The organism is Paenibacillus amylolyticus (assembly GCF_003719335.1).
Classification (GTDB): Bacteria; Bacillota; Bacilli; order Paenibacillales; family Paenibacillaceae; genus Paenibacillus; species Paenibacillus amylolyticus_D.
In genome coordinates this window covers 12305-36369 of the sequence record NZ_RIAS01000021.1, presented here as the reverse complement: position 1 = coordinate 36369, position 24065 = coordinate 12305, and the positions used below count along the sequence as shown (strand labels likewise).

At 43.9% G+C, this 24065-nt stretch carries 25 protein-coding genes and 1 tRNA gene; 5 read left to right on the top strand and 21 right to left on the bottom strand.

What is annotated here, in order from left to right:
- Position 1: 1 nt before the first annotated feature.
- From EC604_RS26410 to rpsF, 5 genes are all read right to left on the bottom strand, one after another.
- Positions 2-1000: an ABC transporter ATP-binding protein gene (locus tag EC604_RS26410; protein WP_123067006.1), complete on the bottom strand. Its 999-nt coding sequence runs from the start codon at positions 998-1000 to the stop codon at positions 2-4.
- A 753-nt stretch (positions 1001-1753) separates the two neighbouring features.
- Complete coding sequence (locus tag EC604_RS26405) at positions 1754-2374, bottom strand: M15 family metallopeptidase (protein WP_240037240.1); 621 nt, start codon at positions 2372-2374, stop codon at positions 1754-1756.
- Between the two features lie 219 nt (positions 2375-2593).
- Positions 2594-2863, bottom strand: coding sequence for a 30S ribosomal protein S18 (gene rpsR / locus EC604_RS26400; RefSeq protein WP_090923587.1), 270 nt, complete (start codon positions 2861-2863; stop codon positions 2594-2596).
- A gap of 57 nt (positions 2864-2920) precedes the next feature.
- Positions 2921-3406, bottom strand: a complete 486-nt coding sequence (ssb, locus tag EC604_RS26395; RefSeq protein WP_090923588.1) for a single-stranded DNA-binding protein — start codon at positions 3404-3406, stop codon at positions 2921-2923.
- Between the two features lie 51 nt (positions 3407-3457).
- On the bottom strand, positions 3458-3751 hold the full coding sequence (gene rpsF / locus EC604_RS26390) for a 30S ribosomal protein S6 (RefSeq protein WP_024629534.1): 294 nt from the start codon (positions 3749-3751) through the stop codon (positions 3458-3460).
- A gap of 216 nt (positions 3752-3967) precedes the next feature.
- On the opposite strand from rpsF, the gene EC604_RS26385 reads away from it, so the two are divergent.
- Positions 3968-4162 carry a YjzC family protein gene (locus tag EC604_RS26385; RefSeq protein ID WP_090923589.1) on the top strand — a complete coding sequence of 65 codons (195 nt, stop codon included), beginning with the start codon at positions 3968-3970 and terminating at the stop codon, positions 4160-4162.
- Between the two features lie 426 nt (positions 4163-4588).
- On the opposite strand, the gene EC604_RS26380 is transcribed toward EC604_RS26385, so the two are convergent.
- From EC604_RS26380 to EC604_RS26365, 4 genes are all read right to left on the bottom strand, one after another.
- Positions 4589-4679 (bottom strand) — tRNA-Ser (locus tag EC604_RS26380).
- 153 nt (positions 4680-4832) lie between these two features.
- A complete protein-coding gene (locus EC604_RS26375) occupies positions 4833-5042 on the bottom strand; it encodes a DUF951 domain-containing protein (protein WP_123067004.1) in 210 nt (69 codons plus the stop codon).
- Positions 5032-5979, bottom strand: coding sequence for a mechanosensitive ion channel family protein (locus EC604_RS26370; RefSeq protein ID WP_123067003.1), 948 nt, complete (start codon positions 5977-5979; stop codon positions 5032-5034). Before EC604_RS26370 ends, EC604_RS26375 begins: the two co-directional genes overlap by 11 nt.
- A 14-nt stretch (positions 5980-5993) precedes the next feature.
- The gene (locus tag EC604_RS26365; RefSeq protein ID WP_192895163.1) at positions 5994-6257 is read right to left on the bottom strand and encodes a DUF3343 domain-containing protein; all 264 of its coding nucleotides are present in this window, start codon (positions 6255-6257) and stop codon (positions 5994-5996) included.
- Positions 6258-6374: 117 nt separating this feature from the next.
- On the opposite strand from EC604_RS26365, the gene yyaC reads away from it, so the two are divergent.
- Entirely contained in the window at positions 6375-6980 is a 606-nt protein-coding gene (gene yyaC / locus EC604_RS26360; protein ID WP_123067002.1) for a spore protease YyaC, read from the top strand.
- Here yyaC and EC604_RS26355 read toward each other — a convergent pair.
- The 12 genes from EC604_RS26355 to rpmH form a co-directional block, all read right to left on the bottom strand.
- Positions 6955-7455 carry a DUF4446 family protein gene (locus EC604_RS26355; protein WP_123067001.1) on the bottom strand — a complete coding sequence of 167 codons (501 nt, stop codon included), beginning with the start codon at positions 7453-7455 and terminating at the stop codon, positions 6955-6957. The two genes, yyaC and EC604_RS26355, sit on opposite strands and share 26 nt — an antisense overlap.
- 146 nt (positions 7456-7601) lie before the next feature.
- Positions 7602-8756 (bottom strand): aminotransferase class V-fold PLP-dependent enzyme, encoded by a 1155-nt coding sequence (locus EC604_RS26350; protein ID WP_123067000.1) that lies wholly within the window; start codon positions 8754-8756, stop codon positions 7602-7604.
- Between the two features lie 140 nt (positions 8757-8896).
- Entirely contained in the window at positions 8897-9745 is an 849-nt protein-coding gene (locus EC604_RS26345; protein WP_123066999.1) for a ParB/RepB/Spo0J family partition protein, read from the bottom strand.
- Positions 9738-10499, bottom strand: coding sequence for a ParA family protein (locus EC604_RS26340; protein WP_090923627.1), 762 nt, complete (start codon positions 10497-10499; stop codon positions 9738-9740). Before EC604_RS26340 ends, EC604_RS26345 begins: the two co-directional genes overlap by 8 nt.
- A gap of 191 nt (positions 10500-10690) precedes the next feature.
- Complete coding sequence (gene noc / locus EC604_RS26335) at positions 10691-11509, bottom strand: nucleoid occlusion protein (RefSeq protein ID WP_123066998.1); 819 nt, start codon at positions 11507-11509, stop codon at positions 10691-10693.
- Between the two features lie 616 nt (positions 11510-12125).
- A complete protein-coding gene (gene rsmG / locus EC604_RS26330) occupies positions 12126-12848 on the bottom strand; it encodes a 16S rRNA (guanine(527)-N(7))-methyltransferase RsmG (RefSeq protein WP_123066997.1) in 723 nt (240 codons plus the stop codon).
- The gene (gene mnmG / locus EC604_RS26325; protein WP_123066996.1) at positions 12848-14737 is read right to left on the bottom strand and encodes a tRNA uridine-5-carboxymethylaminomethyl(34) synthesis enzyme MnmG; all 1890 of its coding nucleotides are present in this window, start codon (positions 14735-14737) and stop codon (positions 12848-12850) included. Before mnmG ends, rsmG begins: the two co-directional genes overlap by 1 nt.
- A gap of 144 nt (positions 14738-14881) precedes the next feature.
- Positions 14882-16258 carry a tRNA uridine-5-carboxymethylaminomethyl(34) synthesis GTPase MnmE gene (gene mnmE, locus EC604_RS26320; RefSeq protein WP_123066995.1) on the bottom strand — a complete coding sequence of 459 codons (1377 nt, stop codon included), beginning with the start codon at positions 16256-16258 and terminating at the stop codon, positions 14882-14884.
- 166 nt (positions 16259-16424) lie between these two features.
- On the bottom strand, positions 16425-17126 hold the full coding sequence (gene jag, locus EC604_RS26315; protein ID WP_123066994.1) for an RNA-binding cell elongation regulator Jag/EloR: 702 nt from the start codon (positions 17124-17126) through the stop codon (positions 16425-16427).
- Positions 17123-18001, bottom strand: a complete 879-nt coding sequence (locus EC604_RS26310) for a YidC/Oxa1 family membrane protein insertase (RefSeq protein WP_123066993.1) — start codon at positions 17999-18001, stop codon at positions 17123-17125. Before EC604_RS26310 ends, jag begins: the two co-directional genes overlap by 4 nt.
- A 74-nt stretch (positions 18002-18075) precedes the next feature.
- A complete protein-coding gene (gene rnpA / locus EC604_RS26305) occupies positions 18076-18426 on the bottom strand; it encodes a ribonuclease P protein component (RefSeq protein ID WP_123066992.1) in 351 nt (116 codons plus the stop codon).
- 266 nt (positions 18427-18692) lie between these two features.
- The gene (gene rpmH / locus EC604_RS26300; RefSeq protein ID WP_019914530.1) at positions 18693-18827 is read right to left on the bottom strand and encodes a 50S ribosomal protein L34; all 135 of its coding nucleotides are present in this window, start codon (positions 18825-18827) and stop codon (positions 18693-18695) included.
- A 652-nt stretch (positions 18828-19479) separates the two neighbouring features.
- Between rpmH and EC604_RS26295 the strand changes: the two genes are divergently transcribed.
- From EC604_RS26295 to gntK, 3 genes are all read left to right on the top strand, one after another.
- A complete protein-coding gene (locus EC604_RS26295; RefSeq protein ID WP_123066991.1) occupies positions 19480-20160 on the top strand; it encodes a GntR family transcriptional regulator in 681 nt (226 codons plus the stop codon).
- Positions 20161-20448: 288 nt separating this feature from the next.
- Entirely contained in the window at positions 20449-21810 is a 1362-nt protein-coding gene (locus EC604_RS26290; RefSeq protein ID WP_123066990.1) for a gluconate:H+ symporter, read from the top strand.
- Positions 21811-21864: 54 nt separating this feature from the next.
- Positions 21865-23412: a gluconokinase gene (gene gntK, locus EC604_RS26285; protein WP_123066989.1), complete on the top strand. Its 1548-nt coding sequence runs from the start codon at positions 21865-21867 to the stop codon at positions 23410-23412.
- Positions 23413-24065: the final 653 nt, after the last annotated feature.

The window sequence follows — 24065 nt, the reverse complement described above, 5'->3', positions numbered from 1 at the left end:
GTTATTCCTCCTCCGCTTGATCAGGGAAATGAAAGTGCTGATAGCAGGTACACCTTACGAAGTGTCCTGGCGCAATTTCATGCATCTGCGGGTTATCTTCATGAGCCGAGTCGCTAATCCATGGAATTCGCGCCTTGAATCTGCACCCCTGCCTTGGAAGATTTTTGAGAGAAGGTACAATACCTTGAATGACATGTAATTTGGATTTTTCTTCGGTAATAGTAGGGATCGAGTTCAACAATGAACGTGTATAGGGATGTTTTGCATTGGTCATCAAAGTAACAATATCCGCTATTTCAACAATTTCTCCTGCATACATGACAGCTACCCGATCAGCCATCTCAGCCACTACACCAAGATCATGCGTAATAAGGATAATGCCTGCATTAATCTCATCCTTCAGCTCTCGAATCAACTCGAGAATTTGCAACTGAATAGTAACGTCAAGTGCTGTTGTTGGTTCATCGGCAATGAGCAGTTCTGGCTTGTTGGCAATTGCGATCGCGATAACAATACGTTGCCTCATGCCACCAGATAGTTCGTGGGGATATTGCTTATATATTTGTTCGGGACGTGGAATCCCTACCTGGTTCAATAAGTGAATAACCTTTTCCCGCTTCTCTCTGGAAGACAGCTTCGGTTGATGAAGCGTAAGGATCTCTTCAATCTGTTCACCTATGATCATTAGAGGATTAAGTGCGGATAATGGATCCTGAAAGATCATGGCCATTTCTTTTCCGCGCAGTTTGTTCAATTGATTAGGGGATATGTTGGCGATATCTCGCCCTTTATAGAGAATTTGGCCTTCGATTTTGGCTTTGTTATGCAATCCCATTAGAGAAAATGCAAATGCACTCTTACCTGACCCTGATTCTCCAACAATAGCCAATACTTCATTTTTCTTAACCTTAAGATTAACGTGATCGACTGCTGCGTAATAGTTATCTTCAATTCTGAATGATGTCGTTAAGTCTCTGACTTCCAATAGCTCTTTATTCAAATCAATCACCCTAACCCTGTAATTTCATCAGACTGTATTCATAAGTAGAAGAATGCATCCACTGTATATTTCCATGTTGTTCCTCAAATTGAACAAAAGTGTATACAAAATACCTTATCGTTAACAGAATCAAGATTATAGTCTTCAATTTAAACCATTGGTCAATTAATGTTGATAATTCCTAGCGGAATTATAAATACAAATAATTACTGTAATCATACGTGTAATTTTAGTTAACGTCAATCATTATTTTGAGATTTTTGGAATAAATGTTTTCTATACTACAGTTTTGGGTAATAGTTTTGTTTAAAAGGTATATATAACAGGGTTTTAGTGTGAGATTTAAGTGCATTTGGGTGGATTTACAATAATATGAGGCGAGTGTACTGATTTTTTTCGTACGCATATATAACGAATATATAACATATATATGACACTATAGGTAGTGTTAAGGACAAATAGTATGTGTGTATAGCTTAGTTAATGTAAATAGCATGTCATATTTAGGGGGATTTTGTCGTTTAATAGACTCTATATATACAGGTCAAAATGAACCTTATATTTATACATTTATTCAACGTTTGTAAGATAAACATAAAAATCTAGTTATTATAGTATAGTTTTATTTAATTGTTGCTGTAAAGAGTTAATTGTTATTTTTGAACATTTATTTTACAAAAGAAAGAAAAAAGTCCTGCAAAAAGCAGGACTTTTCTAATAAATATACATAATTGCGCATATACACTATTATCTTTATTGTGCCGTTGGTGGTCTTTTACCACGTTTTAAATCACGAATGGTTAAATCAAAATCCATCTGTAAATGAGGATAGTCCGGAAAGTTAGTCCAGTCCCCACCCCAGGTGAAACCTAGCTCTTTAGCTAAATCAACAACCTCCGTCCAATCTGCTTTACCATTGCCATTATCATCTCGTTTCATATCCCAGACAATATCTCCATCAGGGGTTCTTAGGGCAAAATCAATGGCAAGTCCATAGTTATGATATGACTCTCCTCCTCTTGCGTTGGTGACAATATTCCCAGAAGATGAACGTCCCTGTGCAAAGAGAGCATCTTGTTCCTCCACACTTCGATATCCATGTGTAATCACAACTTCTATACCTCGCCTGGCAGCCATACGAACTAATACACCTTCACTTTCGGCAACAACTGGATGCAAACCGGTAATGGGTAAAGGCTCAGGGATTATTTCATCTTGCCATATCTCTCCCAAGTCTCCTTTTTGTTGCAACCATACAAATACAATGGATAGAATAATCGTTGCGATGATCCAGTTTCTCAGACTTTTCTTCCTTCGCTGTCTTTCCTTACGTAATGATGAATTCATATGTTCTCCTACATTTTTTCTACTCATCAAACTTCTTTTCTATTCAAAGGCTTCATTTCAGGTAAACTAACTTCTATTATAATTCATCTCAGCTTTGAATGCTTCTTCTGTAAAAATTACATGATTATACGTTTTCATTTTCTTTAATTTTCATATAGTATGCTTATCCTCAGGATTCATAGCATTTACAAACAAAAAAGCAGCCGGCTATAAGCCGACTGCTCTTGTATGCAAACTGAGTAAAGACTACTCAGTTGTGTATGGCAGCAATGCGATTTGACGGGAGCGTTTGATTGCAATCGTCAGCATGCGTTGATATTTAGCGCTAGTACCTGTTACACGGCGTGGCAAAATTTTTCCACGTTCGCTGATAAATTTACGAAGCAAGTCCGTATCTTTATAATCGATGTGAGTAATTTTGTTCGCTGTGAAGAAGCACACTTTACGACGTTTGTTGCGACCACCACGACGTGCCGGTCTTTTATCGTCTCCGCCTTCTCTTTGCTTGAAGCCCATGCTTTTCAGTCCTTTCCTATCATGTAACCGAAATCTCGTAACGAGTAACGGCTCACGTTAAAATGGCAAATCATCATCCGATATATCAATCGGTTTTCCGTCATCGGAAAAAGGATCCTGATTGTTGCTACGCGCAGCATTATTGTTGCTTGCACGTCCGCCGCCGCCTCCATAAGAAGGCTCTTCACGCATAGGTTGACCCCCGCCGCCACCGCCTTCACGGTTAGCTGACTCCAAGAAACGAACATTATCGGCAATGACTTCGGTCACGTATACACGTTTTCCTTCGTTATTCTCGTAGTTCCGTACTTGAATGCGTCCTTCGACTGCAGCCAGACGACCTTTACGCAAATAGTTTGCACAAGTCTCGGCAAGCTGTCTCCAGGTTACGACCGGAATAAAATCTGCTTCCCGCTCTCCTCCTTGGCTTGTAAACGGTCTGTCTACGGCCAAAGTAAATTGTGTCACGGCTACTCCTGCTGGAGTATAACGCAACTCAGGATCCCGGGTTAACCGGCCGATCAGAATGACACGGTTCAACAATGTAATCCCCTCCTTCTGAGCGTATTGGTGCGATAATCACGAGTTATTGTCTTAGGCAGACTTAACGTCGTTTGTAATGAGATAACGAATAACTTCGTCAGAAATCTTCATGAGACGCTCAAGCTCAGTAACTACTGCTGGTTCAGCAGTGAAGTGTACCAGAACATAAACACCATCACGGAATTTCTTGATCTCATACGCAAGACGGCGTTTACCCATAACGTCGTGAGCTGTAACCTCACCACCGCCGTTGGAGATGATGCCTTGGAATTTATCGACTGTAGCTTGAACAACTTCTTGCTCAACGTCAGGACGAATAATGTACATCACTTCATATTTGCGCATAATTTTCACCTCCTTATGGACTCTGGCCCTCAATCCAGGTTGAGAGCAAGGAACGAGCACAAACTCGAACTATATTAATATAACAAATACGGAGACCAAATGCAAGCAAACGTTCCCTGTACATATTGGTACATAATCACTAACATGATCAGCTCCTTGCCGGAACACACTATAGAAGTTATTACGATCTGCAATCTGTAGAGGAGGCTGCTTATTATGGGTGAAAGAACCGAGTTCGAACCAGGAGACAAAGCACCGAATGATGGAGAGTACACTGAAGTCGGAGAGAAAAGCTTTCACACGGAGATTAATGATCCCAAGCGAGTAACGTTGAAAAAAGGCGAGGCCTTTCCGGAAACGAGTAATCACAACCGCAAGTGGAAAAAGCTGACCAAAGCACGCGTCCACTAAATATTTTTTCAATACCGCGTATATAAAACGTCAGTTAGCACATAATACAATCAGGCGGTACACGAGAGAGGTGTGGTTCCGTTGGACAACGAAGCCGATTTTTCGATGTTGGAGATGCATCACGTAATATAAGAAGCTTGTGGGTGTATAAGACTCTTGTCTGAAGCACAGGTATTGCTGCAAGCAGTACAGCCAGCGTTTCTATCGTTACGACCGATTGTGATCTAACTAAACATGTACCGCCGGATAAAGAGCCCTTCTGGGCTCTTTATTTTTTATAGATGACCATTATAAAGAACCGCTAAAAGTAATTAAAAGAAGTAAAATAAAAAGACTCCCCAATTGGAAAGTCTCTTCAGCGTTGTTTATAAAGACTCCAGTCAATGGAGTTATGTAAGCATCTTCCGAATATCTAAATGACTTAAGTGGCGGAAAGGGTGGGATTCGAACCCACGCACGCTGTGACACGCCTAGCTGATTTCGAGTCAGCCCCCTTGGGCCTCTTGGGTACCTTTCCGCAGCAAAATTGATTATATCACGCTTGTAGAAGGAAAGCAATACCTGTGCGCTGCATGCATGTAAACGCTATTTCACCAGTACGTTTTATCGCGGCTTTCTGGTTTATCATGTTGCCAAAACTGGGTATTGGTTTTCCTCTTCCACCCTGCCCTCAGGACTGCGTATCCTCTTCCACCGAACGAAGCACTTTCTTCATGTTTTTCTCAAACTTAGCCCGGGGAATCAACACGCTGTGTTTACATCCAACACATTTGATCCGGATATCCATCCCCATCCGAATGATCTCCATCTCATTGCTTCCACAGGGGTGCTGCTTTTTCATCTGTACAATATCTCCAAGCTGGAAACTTTTACGCTCCACCTGCACCATCTCCCTCATCATTATCCATCGCAGCCGCCTGCTCTAATGCAGCCAACTTGCTTCTCTCATGGTACTCCAGTATTTTCTTCACATCTCCCTGGATTTGGCGCTCCACCGAAGACCGGGAGTTCGGCATACATTCTGCTACCACACGTATGACATAATCAGAAGTGGACATGGACTGAATACCCAGCACATCAGGAACCTTCACGATATTCAAATCTCGTTCCTCAATACCTGCGAGTGATTGCTTCACCAAGTGTACGGACTCATCCAGCGTAAGATCAGCCTTCATCGGGATATCCACTACAGCGAGCGAATTAGACATCGAATAGTTAGTCACACTTGCAATCGTACCATTCGGAATGATGTGTACTTCCCCTTGCCAGCTTACCAGTTTGGTTGTTCTTAGGCCAATGACTTCAACAGTTCCTTTGAATGTGCCTGTCTGAATTACATCTCCTACAGCAAACTGATCCTCTAGAATAATAAAGAATCCAGTGATGACATCCTTCACCAATCCCTGAGCACCAAAACCAATTGCAAGCCCCAGTACACCGGCACTAGCTAGCAATGGCCCAACTTGTACATTGATCTCCGATAACAGTAACAAAATCATAATGAAATTACATGTTATCGAGGTCGCATTTTTCAACAACTCACCAATCGTAACGAATCTGCGCGGGTTGACGCGAATTTTGCCTTCCTGCTTCCGTGCCATCGAACGATCAATAACCCGAGACACCACTTTAATGACAATACGGGTGATAATGAAAATAATGAGGATGCGAATCGAACTGAACATGATGTTAAGCCACATATCCGTATCCGAAATTTTAGCCCACACCTGATCCGTCCAACGGATGGCATTAGTCACTGCCTGTGCAGCAGTTTCATTATCAGAATCATTTCCCTGGGCAAAATAAAATGACATCATGTCTGATCACTCCTCTACATCGGTATGTTATCATAGCTGTCTTCGGTTTTGAAATAGAGGCCGCGAATCTCAACAAACTCATCACGAATAATTTTCTGTACTCGCATCATATCCTCTTTTGGAAACTGAATACACAGTGCACAGCCTGCCGTAATCTCCTTAGGTGTCGGAAACAAGTCAATCTCGATCTCAGCAAACTCTAGCAGCATCTCTGCTCGCAATGCCTGTTGCGTTGAATCAAATGCAATCAACATCCAATCATCCAGCCATTCGTCCATGTCCTGCTCCTTTCAAACTTCAACCACTCTGAGGCAAAAAGCCTGTCCTTCCGAAGTATAAAATACTCTACCTTTCCATATACTGATACTACTATTCCAAGGGAAAGGATAGATCCTATGAACCCTACTTCGCGTTCCTTTTCGTCGCAAGATCTGACCAGCCTAAAAGTTCCTCATACCGATCCAGGTGTGCATTCTGCCATTGTACATCGTTTAATGTTCCATCTCTACAAGGCACATTCCTTGCAAAATGTAGTGATCGTCTGCATCGGTACAGATCGCTCCACAGGTGACTGTCTCGGACCGCTGGTTGGTACGTCACTTGCAAAATGGGACAGCCCTCTGTTCCATCTATATGGCACATTGGATGAGCCCGTTCATGCTGTAAATCTGCAAGACACGCTCCACAAAATCTACAACACCCATCACAATCCGTATGTGATTGGCATTGATGCCTGTCTTGGTCAATCCTCTAGTGTCGGTTGTATCCAAGTCGTAAACGGCCCCCTTAAGCCTGGCGCGGGGGTAAATAAAGAATTACCGCCGGTCGGCGATATCCATCTGACAGGTATCGTTAACGTCGGCGGTTTTATGGAATACTTTGTGCTTCAGAACACACGGCTTAGTCTCGTTATGCGGATGTCTGAAATTATAGCAAGTAGTCTGTATTCGGCCATTCGGGAATGGCATACCCGCTCTACTCTGCTTGCTGTGCCAGAGTAATAGCTTCCTTCTCCTCTGGGGAAAGTGTATACGTTGACTCTCCCCCTTTTAGAGGTTTTGCATATACATATGAACCATCACGATTGAATAATCCTGTAAGGATCATACCGTCCTGAGTTTCATTAATCATGGCTATCGAAAAGCTCAGGTCGCTACCACGCTCTCCATAAGCGTTGTATCTTTTCACGCCGACCTTGCCCTGAATACGAGCCAGCTTCTGCAATGCTGTTTGCAACTGATTCGTTTGCAGTTTGTGTTCGTCCTCAATACTGTCCATCTGAATCTTCAGATTAATCAATAAGGACTCCAAATCCTCCACACCACTGCCAGCCATCATGGCTTCGTATTTACGTTTGAATTTCCGTAACTTTGCCCCTTGAGCAATACTCACGATCAACAAAATTACCGTAAGCAATGCCAATCCGCCAATAATCCACAACAGCTGTTCCAGAATCAGCTCATTTAATTCAGCCATGTAAGTGCAACTACCCCTCTATGTTTTTGATCAGATTCACGTCTGTCCGTAGTCCTTAGCTTTTATTATAAATCAACCCGTTATTCAAGGAATTAATCATATATTTCCAATTTAAATAACAGAAGGTTGAACAATTTTATTATTCCTTACTTCTCTGCTGTCAGCTCAGTAATGGCCCGAATGAGTTCCTCGGCCTCTTCATGGGTAGAATTGTATCCAACGCTTGCTCTGACAGCTCCGGTAGCTGTTGTACCTGCTGACTCATGCGCAAGTGGGGTACAGTGAAATCCTGAGCGAACCGCAATACCATAATTCCGATCCAGCCGGAATGCAAGCTGAGCCGAATCATATCCCTCAACTATAAAGGATACTAATCCTGAACGAGGTTGTCCAATGTCTGGACCCAAAAGTTGAATACCCTTAATTGAAGAAAGTCCTTCCATTATAAGTTGTGTCAACTCCCACTCATGCTGATAGATTGAAGCAGGTGTCATAGCAAGTACATGCTTCACCCCCGCTCCTAACCCAGCAATCCCCACCGTATTAGGAGTCCCTGCTTCATATCGATCTGGGCGCACTTTAGGCTGCTCTATCGCCTCGGATTGACTACCCGTGCCTCCATGAACCAGAGGTTGCACATCAAGCTCAGGAGCGATGTACAAGCCGCCTGTACCTTGGGGTCCCAGCAACCCCTTATGTCCTGGAAAAGCAAGCATATCAATGCCTAGTTTTCCTACATCCACCGGCATTACCCCAACGCTCTGAGCTGCATCCACCAGTAAAAGAGCCTGATGTTGACGGCATAGTTCTGAGATTTCTCCAATTGGCAAAATACTGCCTAGAAGATTAGAACTGTGTGTACATACGACCAAACGAGTATTTTTTCGAAACATCCGCTCCATCTGTTTCAAATCCATTGCCCCATAGGCTGTGACAGGTACATAATCAACCTCAATTTTACCCTGTTTGCGAAGGAACTCCAGTGGGCGCCGAACTGAATTATGTTCCGCCATGGTGGCTATCACATGATCACCCTCTCGAAGCACACCCTGAATCGCGAGGTTAAGAGCTTCCGTTGTATTCGAACCAAATGCAATATCATTAGGGTTTTTAATACCAAACAGAGTCGCTAGGCCTTTTCTTGTTTCAAACAAAACCCTGCTCGCCTGCACAGCCATACGATGACTCCCCCTGCCTGGGTTAGCTCCAGCAAATTCGAGGGCATTCATCATTGCCTCACCAACAGCAGGTGGTTTAGGCCAAGATGTTGCTGCATGATCCAGATAGATTGTTTTCTCCACCCTCCTACCACCTCAGCTCATAAGAAATAATTACAGGATTTGTTTACAAACAAAGAATGACATATCGTTTCTCCAAGACACAGAGTCGATATGTCATGACATGAGTAGCTCTGCATGTTGTTAATGATGCACCCGAGTTGCTATTGCAACAGTTCTAATAACCGTTCGAGATCTTGCTTGCTATAGTAGTTGAGCTCTATTTTACCTTTATCTTTCTGACCATGTTTAATTTTCACTGTCGTTTTAAATCGTTCCCGTAGTGACTCTTCCAAGGTGTCGATAAACGGATCTTTCTTCTTTAGCTTGGCCTTAGCCTTCACTTCACCTGTTTTGGAACGATCAAGTTGTTGCACTGCTTCTTCCAGCTCACGAACACTCCATTGCTGATCAATGGACTGTTTAGCTAGCTGTTTAACCAAGCTCTCATCTTTCACCCCAACAATGGCACGTGCATGCCCCATTGACAATGTTCCACGTGAAACATGATCCTTTACTTCCTCTGGCAAAGCCAACAATCGCAAAAAGTTAGCGATGTGAGAGCGTGATTTGCCGACCTTCACGGACAACTCTTCTTGAGTCAAAGAAAATTGATCCATTAATCCCTGGTAGGCAACCGCCAGTTCCATTGCATTCAGATTCTCCCGCTGCAGGTTCTCAATCAGGGCTATTTCCATAACCTGCTGATCATTAAAGGTACGAACAACCGCTGGAATGGTCGCATTACCACAATACTGTGATGCCCTAAATCTGCGCTCACCTGCAATAATCTCATAACCACGGAGTACAGGGCGAACGATAATGGGTTGGATCACGCCGTGTTGCCGGATCGATTCCGCCAGTTCATGTATTGCTTCCTCATCAAATGCTTTTCTCGGCTGATAAGGGTTAGCCCGCAGTTGGCTAATCGGGATTTCTACGACTTTATCATCGTCATTAATTGAAAGCGAAGGAATGAGGGCATCAAGTCCTTTTCCAAGCCGCTTACTCATAAGAAATCACTTCCTTTGCGAGCTCTAGATACACTTCCGCTCCTCGGGAACGGGGATCATACGTAATAATGGATTGTCCGTGAGATGGTGCCTCACTCAGTCGTACATTACGCGGAATAATCGTTTGATATACTTTTTGCTGAAAATACTTCTTCACTTCTTCTATAACTTGAATGCCAAGATTCGTACGGGCATCAAACATCGTCAATAATACGCCTTCAATCTGAAGAGAAGTGTTTAAATGTTTTTGTACCAGCCGGACTGTATTCAGCAATTGGCTTAATCCTTCCAATGCATAATACTCACATTGAATCGGTATAATCACGGAATCGGAGGCAGTTAATGAGTTAATTGTCAACATTCCGAGCGATGGCGGGCAGTCAATAAGAATATAATCATAATTATTTCTCACTTGTGCGAGCGCCTTCTTCAGACGAACTTCTCGCGATATGGTGGATACCAATTCGATCTCGGCTCCGGCAAGTTGAATCGTTGCAGGTATGATATGGAGTCCTTCAATCTGTGTCTCCGCGATCGCTTCCTGTGGAGGCACATCATTAATCAGGACATCATATATACAATTCGCCACATCTGCTTTATTAATTCCGACTCCGCTCGTTGTATTTCCTTGGGGGTCAATATCAACAAGCAGTACCTTCTTCCCGAGTGAAGCAAGTCCTGCACCCAAGTTAACCGATGTCGTTGTTTTCCCCACACCGCCCTTTTGATTTGCTACGGCCATAATCTTAGACAATACCTTCACCTCAAATAAAATAGGAGTCTTTTCTTGTAGGTTGTGAGTTACAAGTTAACAATAAGCAGGCGGTCACCGTCCACAAGAACAACAACTACCGTTTCCTTAACAGAACGATTTGTTCCCTTCACGTCGCATGAAAAACTGACTATATAGACAGAAAAAGCGGCCATTGCCGCCTTAAGCTTCAATTATTTGCGTTTTGGAATATGAATAACGATTTCGTAATGATCCTCATGATCCGCTTCTTTGGTTTTGATATCCATACCTGAACCTGTTACCATATCGATGGATTGACGAATCGTGTTAAGTGCCAGTCTTACATCCTTAGTAAAGGATATCCGTTTGGACTTTTTAATCTTGGATGCTTCCTTGTAAAAAGCAACACGTACCTCTGTCTGCTTCACGTTTAATTCCTTGTCGATAATCTCGCCCAGCAATTTCAATTGCAGTTCTTCCGTATCCAGAGACAACAAGGCTCTTGCATGACGTTCAGATATTTTGCGCTCCATCAAGGCTGTTTTTACACCTTCTGGAAGCTGCAACAACCGAATCTTATTGGCAATGGTAGATTGGCTTTTACCGAGTCGTTGAGCAAGGCTCTCCTGTGTCAATTGATGCAAATCAATCAACTTTTGGTAGGCAACCGCTTCCTCAATTGAAGTTAACCCTTCACGCTGCAAATTCTCAATTAGAGCAATGGATGCGGCTTGAGAGTCGTTGAATTCACGCACAATGGCCGGGATGTGCTCAAGGCCTAGTTTGCGAACAGCACGCCAGCGACGTTCCCCAGCGATGATCTCATATGATCCATTACGAACCCGCACAACAATAGGTTGAATAACGCCATGTGTTCTGATCGTTTGCAACAACTCATCAATTTTATCATCATCAAAAATAGTACGGGGTTGATACGGGCTGCTCACAATTTCGTTAACCGGGACCTGTTTAATCTCATCTCCGTTACTGCGCTCCGCCAAACCAAACAACTTCGAAAATTGTTCTTTCATTCCGTAGATTACCACCTAGTTTCGTAATAGCTCCCACAAGAGCAGGTGCTTCTTATTCCATAAGCGAGACTTCATATTCATCGTTACTGAAATAAGTTATGCCATTCGTATTGCCTGCTGCGAAACAGCATCAAATCCTTAACCATCTATTAATATGAACTAATCTAAGATCACTGTTTACGCATAAACTGTTACTTCTATTCTATCATCTTTTTCACCATAATCCTATGTTTACCTATTCTTTAAAAGAATCAAATTTTCCTGCTTTTTATTCTGTTTATTATGAAATTGAAAGAATGATGCTCTACCTATTCCGGCTAATCTATGAAATTTTTGCAGTTCCCATTAAAGAGAAAACTTTTCTCATCTTATAAGAATTCCTGGCTTGCCTAATATCTTTGTATGAAAAATTCACATGTACGTCCGATCCTGGTGGGCTAAGACTATTTCTAGTCCTGATTTTGTATGGAAAATCTCATTCCACAGTTCAAATTTAATTTAACTCAACTCTATTTTAAAAATAATTAAAAAAAGAGAGGATGTTTCACGTGAAACATCCTCTCTTTCTCTCTTGTCATTCGACGCGTTATTTTGTTTTTATCCTCATGTCATACTGCTAAACAAGTGGAGTTTTGAGCGGTGTTCCCGGTTTACGAGGATATTTATGTGGTGTCTTATCAAACTTCTGAATCAAAATGATATGACGTTCTGATTCCTCTACCGGAAGCTGGAATGGATGAACTGCCTTTACCCGCCCTTTCAGCTGATTAAAGCTGAATTCGGCTTCTTTCATTTCCTCCCGCGGGTCTCCACCCTTCATGGCAGCGAACATACCGCTTTTACGTACAAAAGGAAGACAGAATTCATTCAATACCGCAAGCTTGGCTACCGCACGTGCAGTAACCAGATCATAGCTGTCCCGATATCCTTCTTTGCGGCCCAGCTCCTCAGCACGACCATGGATCAATTCGACCTGCTCCAGACCAAGTGTATCCACTACATGCTGTAAGAAACCAATCCGTTTATTCAATGAGTCAATGATTGTAAGCTGGATATGTGGAAAACAAATCTTAAGCGGGATTCCCGGGAACCCTGCTCCTGATCCGATGTCAGCTAGTTTGTTTACTTTGGTCATATCCGTATAAAACGCTAACGATACCGAATCATAAAAATGTTTGGTATATACCTGCTCACGATCTGTGATACCGGTAAGATTCATTTTTTCATTCCAGGAGACAAGTTCTTTATAATACATTTCGAACTGTTCCAGCTGGAGTTCTCCAACTTCCAAGCCATGCTCCTTCAAGCGTAGCTGCAACTGCTGTTGAATATCGTCCATTATTGTCCCCTTGCTGCGGTAACGCGATTATAATGCTCCAGGTAGACAAGCAAAATGGAAATATCCGCAGGTGTAACACCCGCTATACGAGATGCCTGACCAATGGAGATTGGACGGATCTTTGCAAGCTTCTGCTTGGCTTCCATCGCAAGACCATGAATCTCATCATATACGATGGTGTCTGGAATTTTCTTTTTCTCCATTTTCAGCAAACGTTCCACGTGAATCAATTGTTTCTCTATATATCCTGCATATTTGATCTGAATTTCGACTTGTTCCTTCATATCAGCCGTCAGTTCAACCTCGGAAGGAGAAATCTGCTCGATCCAGTCATAGCCAATCTCAGGACGACGCATCAGATTCAGCAATGTACTTCCATCTTGAATCGGTGTAGAACCAATCTCTTCAAGTTTGGCATTAACCTCAACTGGACGTACTTTTGCCTCTTTCAGACGTGCAATCTCCTGCTCGACTTTTGCTTTTTTGTCCAAGAAAGCTTCATAACGTTCCTCGGTGATCAATCCAATGTCATGACCAATCTCCGTAAGACGCATATCCGCATTGTCATGACGGAGCAGCAAACGATACTCGGCACGAGAAGTTAACAGACGGTAGGGCTCATTCGTCCCTTTGGTAACAAGATCATCAATGAGTACACCAATGTAACCTTGGGAACGATCAAGCACAATAGCCTCTTTGCCCTGCACTTTACGTGCTGCGTTAATTCCAGCCATTACCCCTTGTCCAGCGGCTTCCTCATACCCGGAAGTACCATTAATCTGACCTGCTGTGAACAATCCAGGCAGACGTTTTGTTTCCAGAGAAGGCCACAATTGCGTTGGTACCATCGCATCGTATTCAATCGCGTAACCGTTACGCATCATTTCGACTTTTTCCATTCCTGGAATGGAGCGAAGAACAGCAAGCTGTACATCCTCTGGCAAACTTGTAGACAAGCCCTGTACATAATACTCGGACGTATTTTTACCCTCTGGCTCCAGGAAAATCTGATGCTTCGGCTTATCGCTAAAACGCACGATTTTATCCTCAATGGATGGACAGTAACGCGGCCCTGTTCCTTCAATCACACCAGAGAACATCGGCGCACGATGCAGATTATCATTAATAATTTGATGAGTTTCCACAGAAGTATACGTCAGCCAGCAAGGTAGCTGCTCATTTGTAGAAGATTTTGTCTCATAGGAAAAGAACTTCGGCTCATCATCACCGGGCTGAATTTCAGTTTTGCTAAAATCAATCGTATCCTTATGCACACGTGGTGGTGTACCTGTTTTGAAACGTACAAGCTCGAAGCCCAGCTCACGCAGATGCTCCGACAATTTAAGGGATGGCTGTTGATTGTTTGGTCCGCTCTCATACATCAGCTCTCCCATAATAACTTTACCGCGCAAATATGTTCCTGTTGTGAGCACTACAGCTTTGGCACGATATTCGGTACCTGTTTGAGTGACAACTCCGACACACTGACCGTCCTCAACAATCAGACGATCCACCATACCCTGACGCATGGTCAGATTAGGTTCTTTCTCCATCGTTTCTTTCATTGTATGCTGATAAGAGAACTTATCCGCTTGCGCACGCAGCGCATGAACGGCAGGTCCTTTACCCGTATTCAACATCCGCATCTGGATAAAGGTTTTGTCAATATTCCGGCCCATTTCCCCGCCCAGTGCATCTATTTCACGTACAACGTGTCCTTTTGCCGGCCCACCAATGGATGGGTTACAAGGCATGAAAGCCACCATGTCGAGGTTGATCGTAATCATCAGAGTTTTTGAACCCATTCGGGCTGCTGCAAGAGCTGACTCTACCCCGGCATGTCCTGCTCCAACGACAATAACATCATATCTGCCGCCATCAAAAGCCATGTGTATTACCTCCTTAATTTTGCTGTTATCTATATGAAAACCAACACTTTCTGGCAACAACATCATTCCATCCTTTGACAACGGGCAGAAATTGTACCTTCCCATCATACACAACCATTTCAATGAAAGAAACGGGATAATGATTTACTTTCCTAGACAGAACTGGGAAAAAATCTGATCTATTAATGCATCATGCGCTGTATCTCCCACGATCTCTCCGAGCTGCTCCCATGCCAAACGAACATCGATCTGGATCATATCAATTGGAACAAACTGATCCGCAGCCTCATACGCATCGATCAGAGATTGCTTCGCCTTTTTCAATAAGGCAATGTGGCGAACATTACTTACATATGTCAAGTCAGCAGACTCCAGCTTTCCACTGAAGAACAGCGTCGAGATGGCATCTTCCAATCGATCAACGCCCAGATCATCCTTCACCGACATCGGGACAAGCCGCTCCTCGGGAATGTAACGGAGCAGAACGTCACGGTCAATCTGTGGTGTTAAGTCCATTTTATTCATAATGATAATTGATTGTCTACCGCGGATTTGTTCCAGCAATTCAATCTCATCCTGATGAAGAGGCTCAGCCGCATTCACAACCATCAGAATCAGATCCGCATCATTGACAGCAGAACGTGAGCGCTCTACCCCAATTCTCTCAACAACGTCCATCGTCTCCCGGATTCCAGCGGTATCGAGCAGCTTCAAAGGGATATTGTTTATTGTAATGAATTCTTCAATGACATCGCGGGTCGTTCCTGGAATATCGGTAACGATTGCCCGGTTATCTTGCGCAAGTGTATTCATTAATGAAGATTTACCCACGTTAGGTCTTCCGACGATCGCTGTCGTAATACCTTCACGCAATATTTTCCCTTGTTCTGCTGTTGTGAGCAACTTATCGATCTCAGCCATAACCTCGCTGGATTTTTCTTTAATAAATTCAGACGTTAATGATTCCACATCATGCTCAGGATAATCGATATTCACTTCGATATGAGCCAGTGTCTCGACCAGCGTATATCTCAAATCACGAAGCTTGGAGGAGAGTTTACCTTCTACCTGCTTCAGTGCTACCGAGAAGGCACGATCTGACTTCGAACGTATTAGATCCATGACCCCTTCTGCTTGGGACAAGTCAATCCGTCCATTGAGGAAAGCACGTTTCGTAAATTCGCCCGGTTCAGCCAAACGGATGTTCAGCTGCAGTAGCAGATCCATCACCCGCTTAACAGATACGACACCACCATGTGCACTAATCTCAACAACATCCTCTGTGGTGAAGGAACGAGGCGCACGCATCACCGTGACCAGTACCTCTTCAACCTTTTCCCCATGGCCAGGATCTATAATATGACCGTAATGAACCGTATGGGAAGGTGCCTGAGTCAAAGGTGTTTTGCTGCGAAAAATCTTCTCTGTCTCGGTCACCGCATCCGGCCCGCTGACGCGAATAACGGCTATGCCGGCTTCACCAACCGCCGTAGATATGGCTGTAATCGTATCGCTAATCATTGTGATCTCTCCCTACTCTCTATAATGAAGTTGTCATCCATCCCATCCCGGAGAATGCCAACACATATTCAACTCTATGGGTACTCTACCTGTCTCATATACTTCGGTACGAAAAAAGCAATGGCTTCTGCACCGGGCAGGCAGCCATTGCGTCATCAATTGCGTGTTATTTCAACGTAATAACCACACGCCGATTGGGCTCCTCGCCCTTACTTAAGGTCTTAATCTGCGGGTGATTTTGCAGTTTGGCATGAATCACTTTACGTTCAAGCGGAGGCATCGGCTCTAGCACAACTTCCTTACCTGTGCGGATCGCTTGTCCAGCTAATCGTTCAGCCAGATCTTCAAGCGTTTTCCGCCGGCGCTGGCGGAAGTTCTCGGCATCAAGTACGATGCGAACAAAGCTCTCCGAGTAGCGGTTGGCTACGATATTGGTCAAATACTGAAGAGCATCCAGCGTCTGTCCACGTCTGCCAATAATCATGCCAAGGTCTTCCCCGGAGATATTGAAGATATGACCATCTCGCTGTTTCTTGATATGCACTTCGACATCCAACCCCATACCTGCCGCAACCTCTTTCAAAAACGCAGCCGCTTCTTCATAGGGATTATGGACTGCTACACCCTCAAGTAATGCTTCAATCTCAGGTTCAGGTGTGGCTGGTTTGATCGGCTGTGGTACAGCTTCGGGTACGGACAACAGTTTCACTTCAACTTTAGCAGCCTTCACCCCGAACAAACCCAGGAATCCTTTTGACGGCTGCTCTAACACTTGTATCTCGACCTTGTCCCGGCTTACGCCAAGCTCAGCCAATCCTTGGTTTACAGCATCTTCAACGGTTTTTCCTGACGTAATGACTGTGGTCATTTCGATTTTTTGGCCCCTTTCGACCCTTTCCCAGAGACGGTTGCCTTGCCACCGTTTTTGCGTTTAGCTCCATTTTTGGAAGAGCTGCTTTGCTTCACGTTGACCTCGGCCACAACTTTATCATTATTCCGGTAAAGGAAATAGTTTTGCACGATGGTGTAAATATTACTGTAGAACCAGTAAAGCGGCAACGCTGACGGGAACTGATACGACATAACAAAAATCAAAATCGGATACACCCACAGCATGAACTGCATTGGGCCAATCTGCTGTGCAGGATTCATACGCATCATCATCCACGTTTGAATGAATGTTGTGATCGCAGCCAGCACTGGCAAAATAAACAGGTGATCCGGTGATCCCAGCTGGAGCCACAAGAAATCATGCGTTCTCAGACTGGAGTTTCCGTAAATGGAGTTATAAAGTGCGATGTATATCGGCATCTGAATGATAAGAGGCAGACAGCCGGCCATCGGATTAACCTTGTTCTCCTGGAACAATTTCATCGTTTCTTGCTGAACTTTTTCAGGTGTATCTTTATACTTGGCTTGAATCTCCTTAAGCTGCGGCTGAATGGCCTGCATTGCTTTGGAGCTGCGAACCTGTTTCATCGTTAATGGCAAAATCAATGTCCGTACAATCAGCACCATCACAAGGACGGCCAGTCCATATTCACCGTTAAACCAGTTGGCGAATGTATCCAGCGCCAGTGAGAACCAGTACACAACATTGGCCTGCCAGAATGACTCACTATTCTTCAGATCTTCCGTTGTAACTCCTGCACCTTGCGGAGTACATCCGGCGAGTACAGTGACCATTGCAATGACTGCAATGAGGAGAATCCACTTCCCCTTAGATGTCTTCAATCGCGACACTTCATAACCCCTCTCTTAACCATTCCATTCCACCGTAAATCATACCATAATTAGGAGGACAAATAAACCGAAGCTTACCGCTTGCAAGACTTCAACAGAGAGGCCTTACGCATGACATGCAGCAGACTTTTCTCCATTTCCTTATAGGACATGTCCAAAGCTCCCTTACGAACGATGAAAATCAAATCCATCTGCGTAACAATCTCTTGCTCATGATGCCGAACAATTTCTTTGATCATACGCCTCATCCGGTTACGCACAACAGCGTTACCGATTTTTTTGCTGCATGATACGCCCACCCGGAATTGTTCCGTATCTTTACGGCGGCAGCCATACACCACGAATTGATGATTGGCAAACGATTTTCCATACCGATATACGCGGCTAAAATCCGCCCGGTTTCGCAGACGCAATCTTTTATACACGGCGCTTCTCCTTGCTGTCCCCCATCCATGTTATTGACGGAGGCCTCATTACTGATTTAGTATAGGCTTTCTTGATCGACGGTAAACCGTCTTGGCGACAACTTGTATATAAGGTAAGCTTCCGAAAAGAGGAACATAATCTACATTATATGTTTAGTTGGGCGGTCCCTTTTCTCACAGCCAATATCATGATGATTTACACCATAAACCTGACCAAAATATCCATTTTAAGAAAAAAAAGACCACCTCGGTGGTCTTCAGATGCATTAAGCACTCAGGACTTTACGGCCTTTCAGGCGACGTGCAGCCAAAACTTTACGGCCGTTTTTTGTGCTCATTCTTTTACGGAAACCATGAACTTTTTTACGTTTGCTAACGTTCGGTTTGAATGTAGGTCTCAATGTATTGCACCTCCTTACAAGGAAATACTTATGTGATGAATCCTTTTCATCTTCACAGAAAACACCTTTATATATTTAACCACGTCCAATTGGAAAAGTCAACTGAAAAGCGACGCCTCCCTCCCTCTTTTTCATATGCTTTCCAGAGCTCAAAAAACATACCACCCCTATCATGGACTTTTCTCCTCAATGTTTAGCCACCAAATCATCAAAAATAGTTATCCCCAATTCCTAAAAAAGCCTGATGTTTCGGCTCTTTTTGTTATCCACATCCCTTAGCGATCTATACAAAAACTCTACCTTCCTGTTTTAAGTTATTCACATGTGGATAAAGAATATTAGGTTGAATTCGGGATATATGAAAGCTTAATATATTTTGAATGTATCCGCTTTACTGTGAAGGTTTACAACCTTTTGAGAAAGGTGTAGGATGGAAAATATCTTGTATACAAGTATACCTGTTGCTTTTGATTCATGTTATTTTGCAAACGATCGACTAGATATGAACGGATGGGAACTTAGCAAAGCTTTTATCACTTCTGACTAAGCACTTTTAGCAATTCGGTTTTCCGACATTGACCGAATTCTGAGGTGCAGCACATTGTGTTATGATTCTAATGTACGGATTACTTAATTTAGGAGCGTTAGCCATATGCAATTTCCATCTTCCTGGCTTCAAGGAGCATCTCGCGGTGAGGCCATAGCTTGCGAATTAAGGCTGAGAATCATCAACGGAACCCTGCGGCCTGGGGAAATTTTGTCGGAAAATCGAATTGCTGCTGATTTTGACAGCAGCCGCTCGCCTGTTCGCGAAGCGTTGAGAACGTTGTCAAATGAAGGACTGATTCGGCTTGAACGGATGGGCGTTGTGATCTTGGGCCTGAATATGAAGGATGTCGAAGAACTGTATGATGTACGTTTTCTCATTGAAAGCTTTGTACAGCAACGGCTAGCGGCAGATGTGCCTCCAGCACTAATCACTCAGCTGAGAAATATCATCGACAAAATGCAACTCGCTGGCAAACATCAAGATGCTGTCGAATTTGCTTATCAGGATCTCACGTTTCACGAGACCATTGTCGAGGCAGCTGCCCATTCCCGCATCTCACATTTGTGGAAGAGCATCAGGTATGTCGTTATGACGGTCATGCTGCTTACTACGCGTAGAGTATTTGCCCAAGGCGAGCCCAAAGTAACCGCTGTAATTGAAAAACACCGCTCCCTTGCAACTGCTCTGGAATCAGGGGACAAAGTTCTGATCCAGAACGGGGTACGCACATATTTTAAAGACTCCGGCCAAACGTTACACGAAAGCTTTGAATTTGGAACTTGAGTTCTTAAGCTTACCTTTGTCAGAAATCTTGGTATCTGTTAGAACCTCCAGCGTTCCCTACAGATTTCTTAGGAGTGACGGTAGAGTGTGCAATCAATCCAGCGTCAACGACGTGAATGATTGCCACTTAACTTGTCGACAAGTATACAAAATGCGATGTTTATTCATTTTTCGGACATGATAAGAATAGTTTGCTTCATTGACATTGTTATCAGACCAAGGCGTTAATTTTCTTAACACTGTTTTCATTGTAAGCGTTGATCCCCAAGACGAAGGAGTAATTACATCATGAGCACGATTTTCGGATTATCCCATAATGCTACATTGCTGATCTGGACGTTGATCGCGATCATCTTCCTGATCCTGTTAATCTCCAAATATAAATGGAACCCCTTTATCACCCTTCTATTATCTGCATTAATGCTTGGTTTGCTTGCAGGTATGAAACCAGCTGATGTCATTTCCTCCATTACGGGCGGACTTGGCGGTACTTTAGGAACGATTGCTATTGTCATCGGACTTGGCACAATGCTTGGTAAAATGATGGCTGAATCCGGCGGTGCCGAGCAGATTGCAACGACTCTTGTTGATCGATTCGGTGTGAAACGTGTGCACTGGGCCATGATGATTGTTGGATTCATTGTAGGTATTCCTGTTTTCTTTGAAGTCGGCGTCATTCTAATGATTCCAATCATTTTCACGGTAGCCCGCAAAACCAATATGTCCCTGCTTCAGATCGGAATTCCTATTTTGGCTGGTCTCTCCACAGTTCACGGGCTTGTTCCACCACATCCGGCACCGATGATTGCCATTGAAGCCTTCAACGCGGATCTGGGAAAAACGATTCTGTATTCTTTAATTGTGGGCATCCCTACTGCGATTATTGCCGGACCGGTATTCGGTAAATTTATTGGCAAAAGAATTCACACCGAACCACCAGCTGAACTCGCTGAACAGTTCTCGGCTAAGAAAAACAGTAATTTGCCCGGATTTGGCATTACATTGCTTACGATTCTGCTACCCGTCATTTTGATGCTGATCGGCTCCATTGCGAACATCGTTGATCCTGATGCAACAAGTGGATTTACCGTTTTTAGCGAGTTTATCGGCAATGAGATTATTGCGCTTTTGATCTCTGTTGTTTTCGCTCTCTTTTCACTCGGCTTTGCCCGCGGGTTTACCAAACATGAACTTTCCCGCTTCACCAGTGAATGTCTGGCCCCTACAGCTACTATTATTCTCATTATTGGTGGCGGCGGTGCCTTCAAACAGGTGCTGATTAATAGTGGCGTTGGCAATGCCATTGCAGAATTCGCTACAAATGCACACATTAACGTCATTTTGTTTGCCTGGCTTGTAGCCGCACTCATTCGTGTTGCTACTGGATCAGCTACAGTTGCGATGACTACAGCTGCTGGTATTGTTGCTCCAGTACTCGCTCTTACACCAGGAGCTAACATTGAGCTGGTTGTACTTGCTACGGGTGCAGGCTCCCTTGTACTTTCACATGTTAATGATGCAGGCTTCTGGATGATCAAGGAGTTCTTCAATATGAGTGTTGCTCAGACACTGAAGACGTGGACTGTTATGGAAACACTGCTTTCTGTGGTTGGACTGATCTTTATCTTGCTACTAAGTACAGTGGTGTGATCATACGTTAACATCAGTTTTTTTCATGTAAAAAATCGAAAGAAGGAAAGACGAATGACCAACTATATGATTGGAATCGATATCGGAACGACTAGCACCAAATCTGTTTTATTCACAGAGCAAGGCGAGGTGGTCACAACCTCTACTCAGGAATATCCGCTCTATACACCCGCTCCGGATGTTGCAGAACAAGACCCGGATGAGATTGTGCAAGCAGCCATTAGCTCTGTACGCGGCGTGATGACCCAGAGCGGAATTTCCGCTAACCACGTTCTCTTCGTATCCTGCAGTTCAGCCATGCACAGTGTCATCGCCATGGATCAGAACGATCATCCGCTGACGCGCTGCATCACCTGGGCTGACAATCGAAGCGCAGCTTGGTCCACCAAGCTGCAAGAAAATGGCGTCGGTCATCAGATCTATCTACGTACAGGCACCCCCATTCATCCGATGTCGCCCCTGACCAAATTGATGTGGCTGCGTCATGACGAGCCAGAACTATTCGAACGCACGGCAAAGTTTATTTCGATTAAAGAGTACCTTTTCTTCCGTCTATTTGGGCAATATATTGTCGATCATTCCATCGCTTCCTGTACAGGGCTGCTGAACCTTGAACAACTGGACTGGGATCAGGAAGCACTAGACATCGCAGGGATCACACCGAATCATCTATCAAAGCTTGTACCGACGACTTATACAATAGAGGGAATGCATCCTGAATGGGCCGAAAAAATGGTTCTCTCCCCCTCCACGCCCTTTGTCATTGGCGCAAGTGACGGGGTATTATCCAACCTTGGCGTTAATGCCATCAAACCGGGCATCGTCGCCGCAACCATCGGCACGAGTGGAGCCATTCGTACTGTCGTTGATCGCCCTGTGACTGATCCGAAAGGCCGTACCTTCTGTTATGCCCTGACGGAAAAACTTTGGGTTGTAGGTGGGCCTGTAAATAACGGTGGAATGCTTTTCCGCTGGGTTCGGGATGAGTTTGCCGCGTCTGAAGTAGAAACAGCGAAACGCCTCGGTATCAACTCCTATGATGTACTAACCAAAATTGCAGAACGTGTTCCACCTGGCTCCGAAGGGTTGTTGTTCCATCCGTACCTCTCGGGCGAACGTGCTCCACTCTGGAACCCAGATGCTCGAGGCTCCTTTTTTGGCCTGACCCTCCATCATAAGAAAGAGCATATGATTCGTGCAGTACTTGAAGGGGTTATTTTCAATCTCTATACCGTTCTGCTTGCCATGGAGGAACAGATCGGGCAACCCACCTCTATTCAAGCTACGGGTGGATTTGCACGTTCGCCGTTGTGGCGGCAGATGATGTCCGACATCTTTAATCAGGAAGTCGTTGTGCCTGAGAGCTTTGAAAGTTCATGCCTCGGCGCTGTTGTACTTGGCCTATATGCTACAGGACGAATCAAGTCTCTTGAAGATGTTTCCTCAATGATAGGCACAACTCACCGGCATACGCCGGTCAAAGAAAATGCCTCCCTCTATCAGGAGCTGCTGCCGATCTACATTCGAATTTCGCGCAAACTGGAAGAGGAATATGCAGACATTGCTGCATTCCAACGCAAAATGTCTACGCTTCATATATAAGTAGAGAAGATCCCGAAGCCATAAACGGCTTCGGGGTCTTCCTCTTTTTGATGATATTTTGTCACAATTCAGTGAGCACAGTCATACTTATGTCCCTCACTCATTTTCTCCTGGTCACTTTTAATTTAATCAACCATCCCTTTATGAGTATTCAGCAACCAAATACGTCACCTTATTACTACGTAGTACCTCATGAGGTTGAAAAAGACCTCTCTACACTTCGTCTCATTTTCCACTTACTCACTTCAATTCACTTTCAGTTTATCCACAACCAAGTTATTCACACTGCAAGTCCACTTTTGCACATCATTTAGCATCTTTCGACGGATATCCTGTGTATAAAAATTTTCTGTACTTTAGGTCATGCTGTCGAAAATTAAACAATTTATAAACAATATATTGTGTTGTGACTAAAAATTATACACAAGTTATTGAATTTGTGGATAAAATCTCGCCATACGTTGAAATGCGGGGCTTCTTTTGCTATGATTGTATTACTTTTGGATGTGAATATGTGATCTGACCCATAATATTATCAACAGCCTGTGGATAAAGTTGTGAACAATTTTCCGTTGTTCCTTCTTTTTTTGTTTTTGAACTGCGGGAGTTTGGGGATAAATTCGGCAATATATCTCGTATTTCGACACTGCATC

Coding starts and splice junctions, on each gene's coding strand:
- EC604_RS26405 (WP_240037240.1), bottom strand. CDS start 2,374: ATGAGTAGAAAAAATGTAGGAGAACATATGAATTCATCATTACGTAAG.
- rpsR (WP_090923587.1), bottom strand. CDS start 2,863: ATGGGCTTCAAGCAAAGAGAAGGCGGAGACGATAAAAGACCGGCACGT.
- rpsF (WP_024629534.1), bottom strand. CDS start 3,751: ATGCGCAAATATGAAGTGATGTACATTATTCGTCCTGACGTTGAGCAA.
- EC604_RS26385 (WP_090923589.1), top strand. CDS start 3,968: ATGGGTGAAAGAACCGAGTTCGAACCAGGAGACAAAGCACCGAATGAT.
- EC604_RS26370 (WP_123067003.1), bottom strand. CDS start 5,979: ATGATGTCATTTTATTTTGCCCAGGGAAATGATTCTGATAATGAAACT.
- EC604_RS26365 (WP_192895163.1), bottom strand. CDS start 6,257: ATGGACGAATGGCTGGATGATTGGATGTTGATTGCATTTGATTCAACG.
- yyaC (WP_123067002.1), top strand. CDS start 6,375: ATGAACCCTACTTCGCGTTCCTTTTCGTCGCAAGATCTGACCAGCCTA.
- EC604_RS26355 (WP_123067001.1), bottom strand. CDS start 7,455: ATGGCTGAATTAAATGAGCTGATTCTGGAACAGCTGTTGTGGATTATT.
- EC604_RS26345 (WP_123066999.1), bottom strand. CDS start 9,745: ATGAGTAAGCGGCTTGGAAAAGGACTTGATGCCCTCATTCCTTCGCTT.
- noc (WP_123066998.1), bottom strand. CDS start 11,509: ATGAAAGAACAATTTTCGAAGTTGTTTGGTTTGGCGGAGCGCAGTAAC.
- rsmG (WP_123066997.1), bottom strand. CDS start 12,848: ATGGACGATATTCAACAGCAGTTGCAGCTACGCTTGAAGGAGCATGGC.
- mnmG (WP_123066996.1), bottom strand. CDS start 14,737: ATGGCTTTTGATGGCGGCAGATATGATGTTATTGTCGTTGGAGCAGGA.
- mnmE (WP_123066995.1), bottom strand. CDS start 16,258: ATGATTAGCGATACGATTACAGCCATATCTACGGCGGTTGGTGAAGCC.
- jag (WP_123066994.1), bottom strand. CDS start 17,126: ATGACCACAGTCATTACGTCAGGAAAAACCGTTGAAGATGCTGTAAAC.
- EC604_RS26295 (WP_123066991.1), top strand. CDS start 19,480: ATGCAATTTCCATCTTCCTGGCTTCAAGGAGCATCTCGCGGTGAGGCC.
- EC604_RS26290 (WP_123066990.1), top strand. CDS start 20,449: ATGAGCACGATTTTCGGATTATCCCATAATGCTACATTGCTGATCTGG.
- gntK (WP_123066989.1), top strand. CDS start 21,865: ATGACCAACTATATGATTGGAATCGATATCGGAACGACTAGCACCAAA.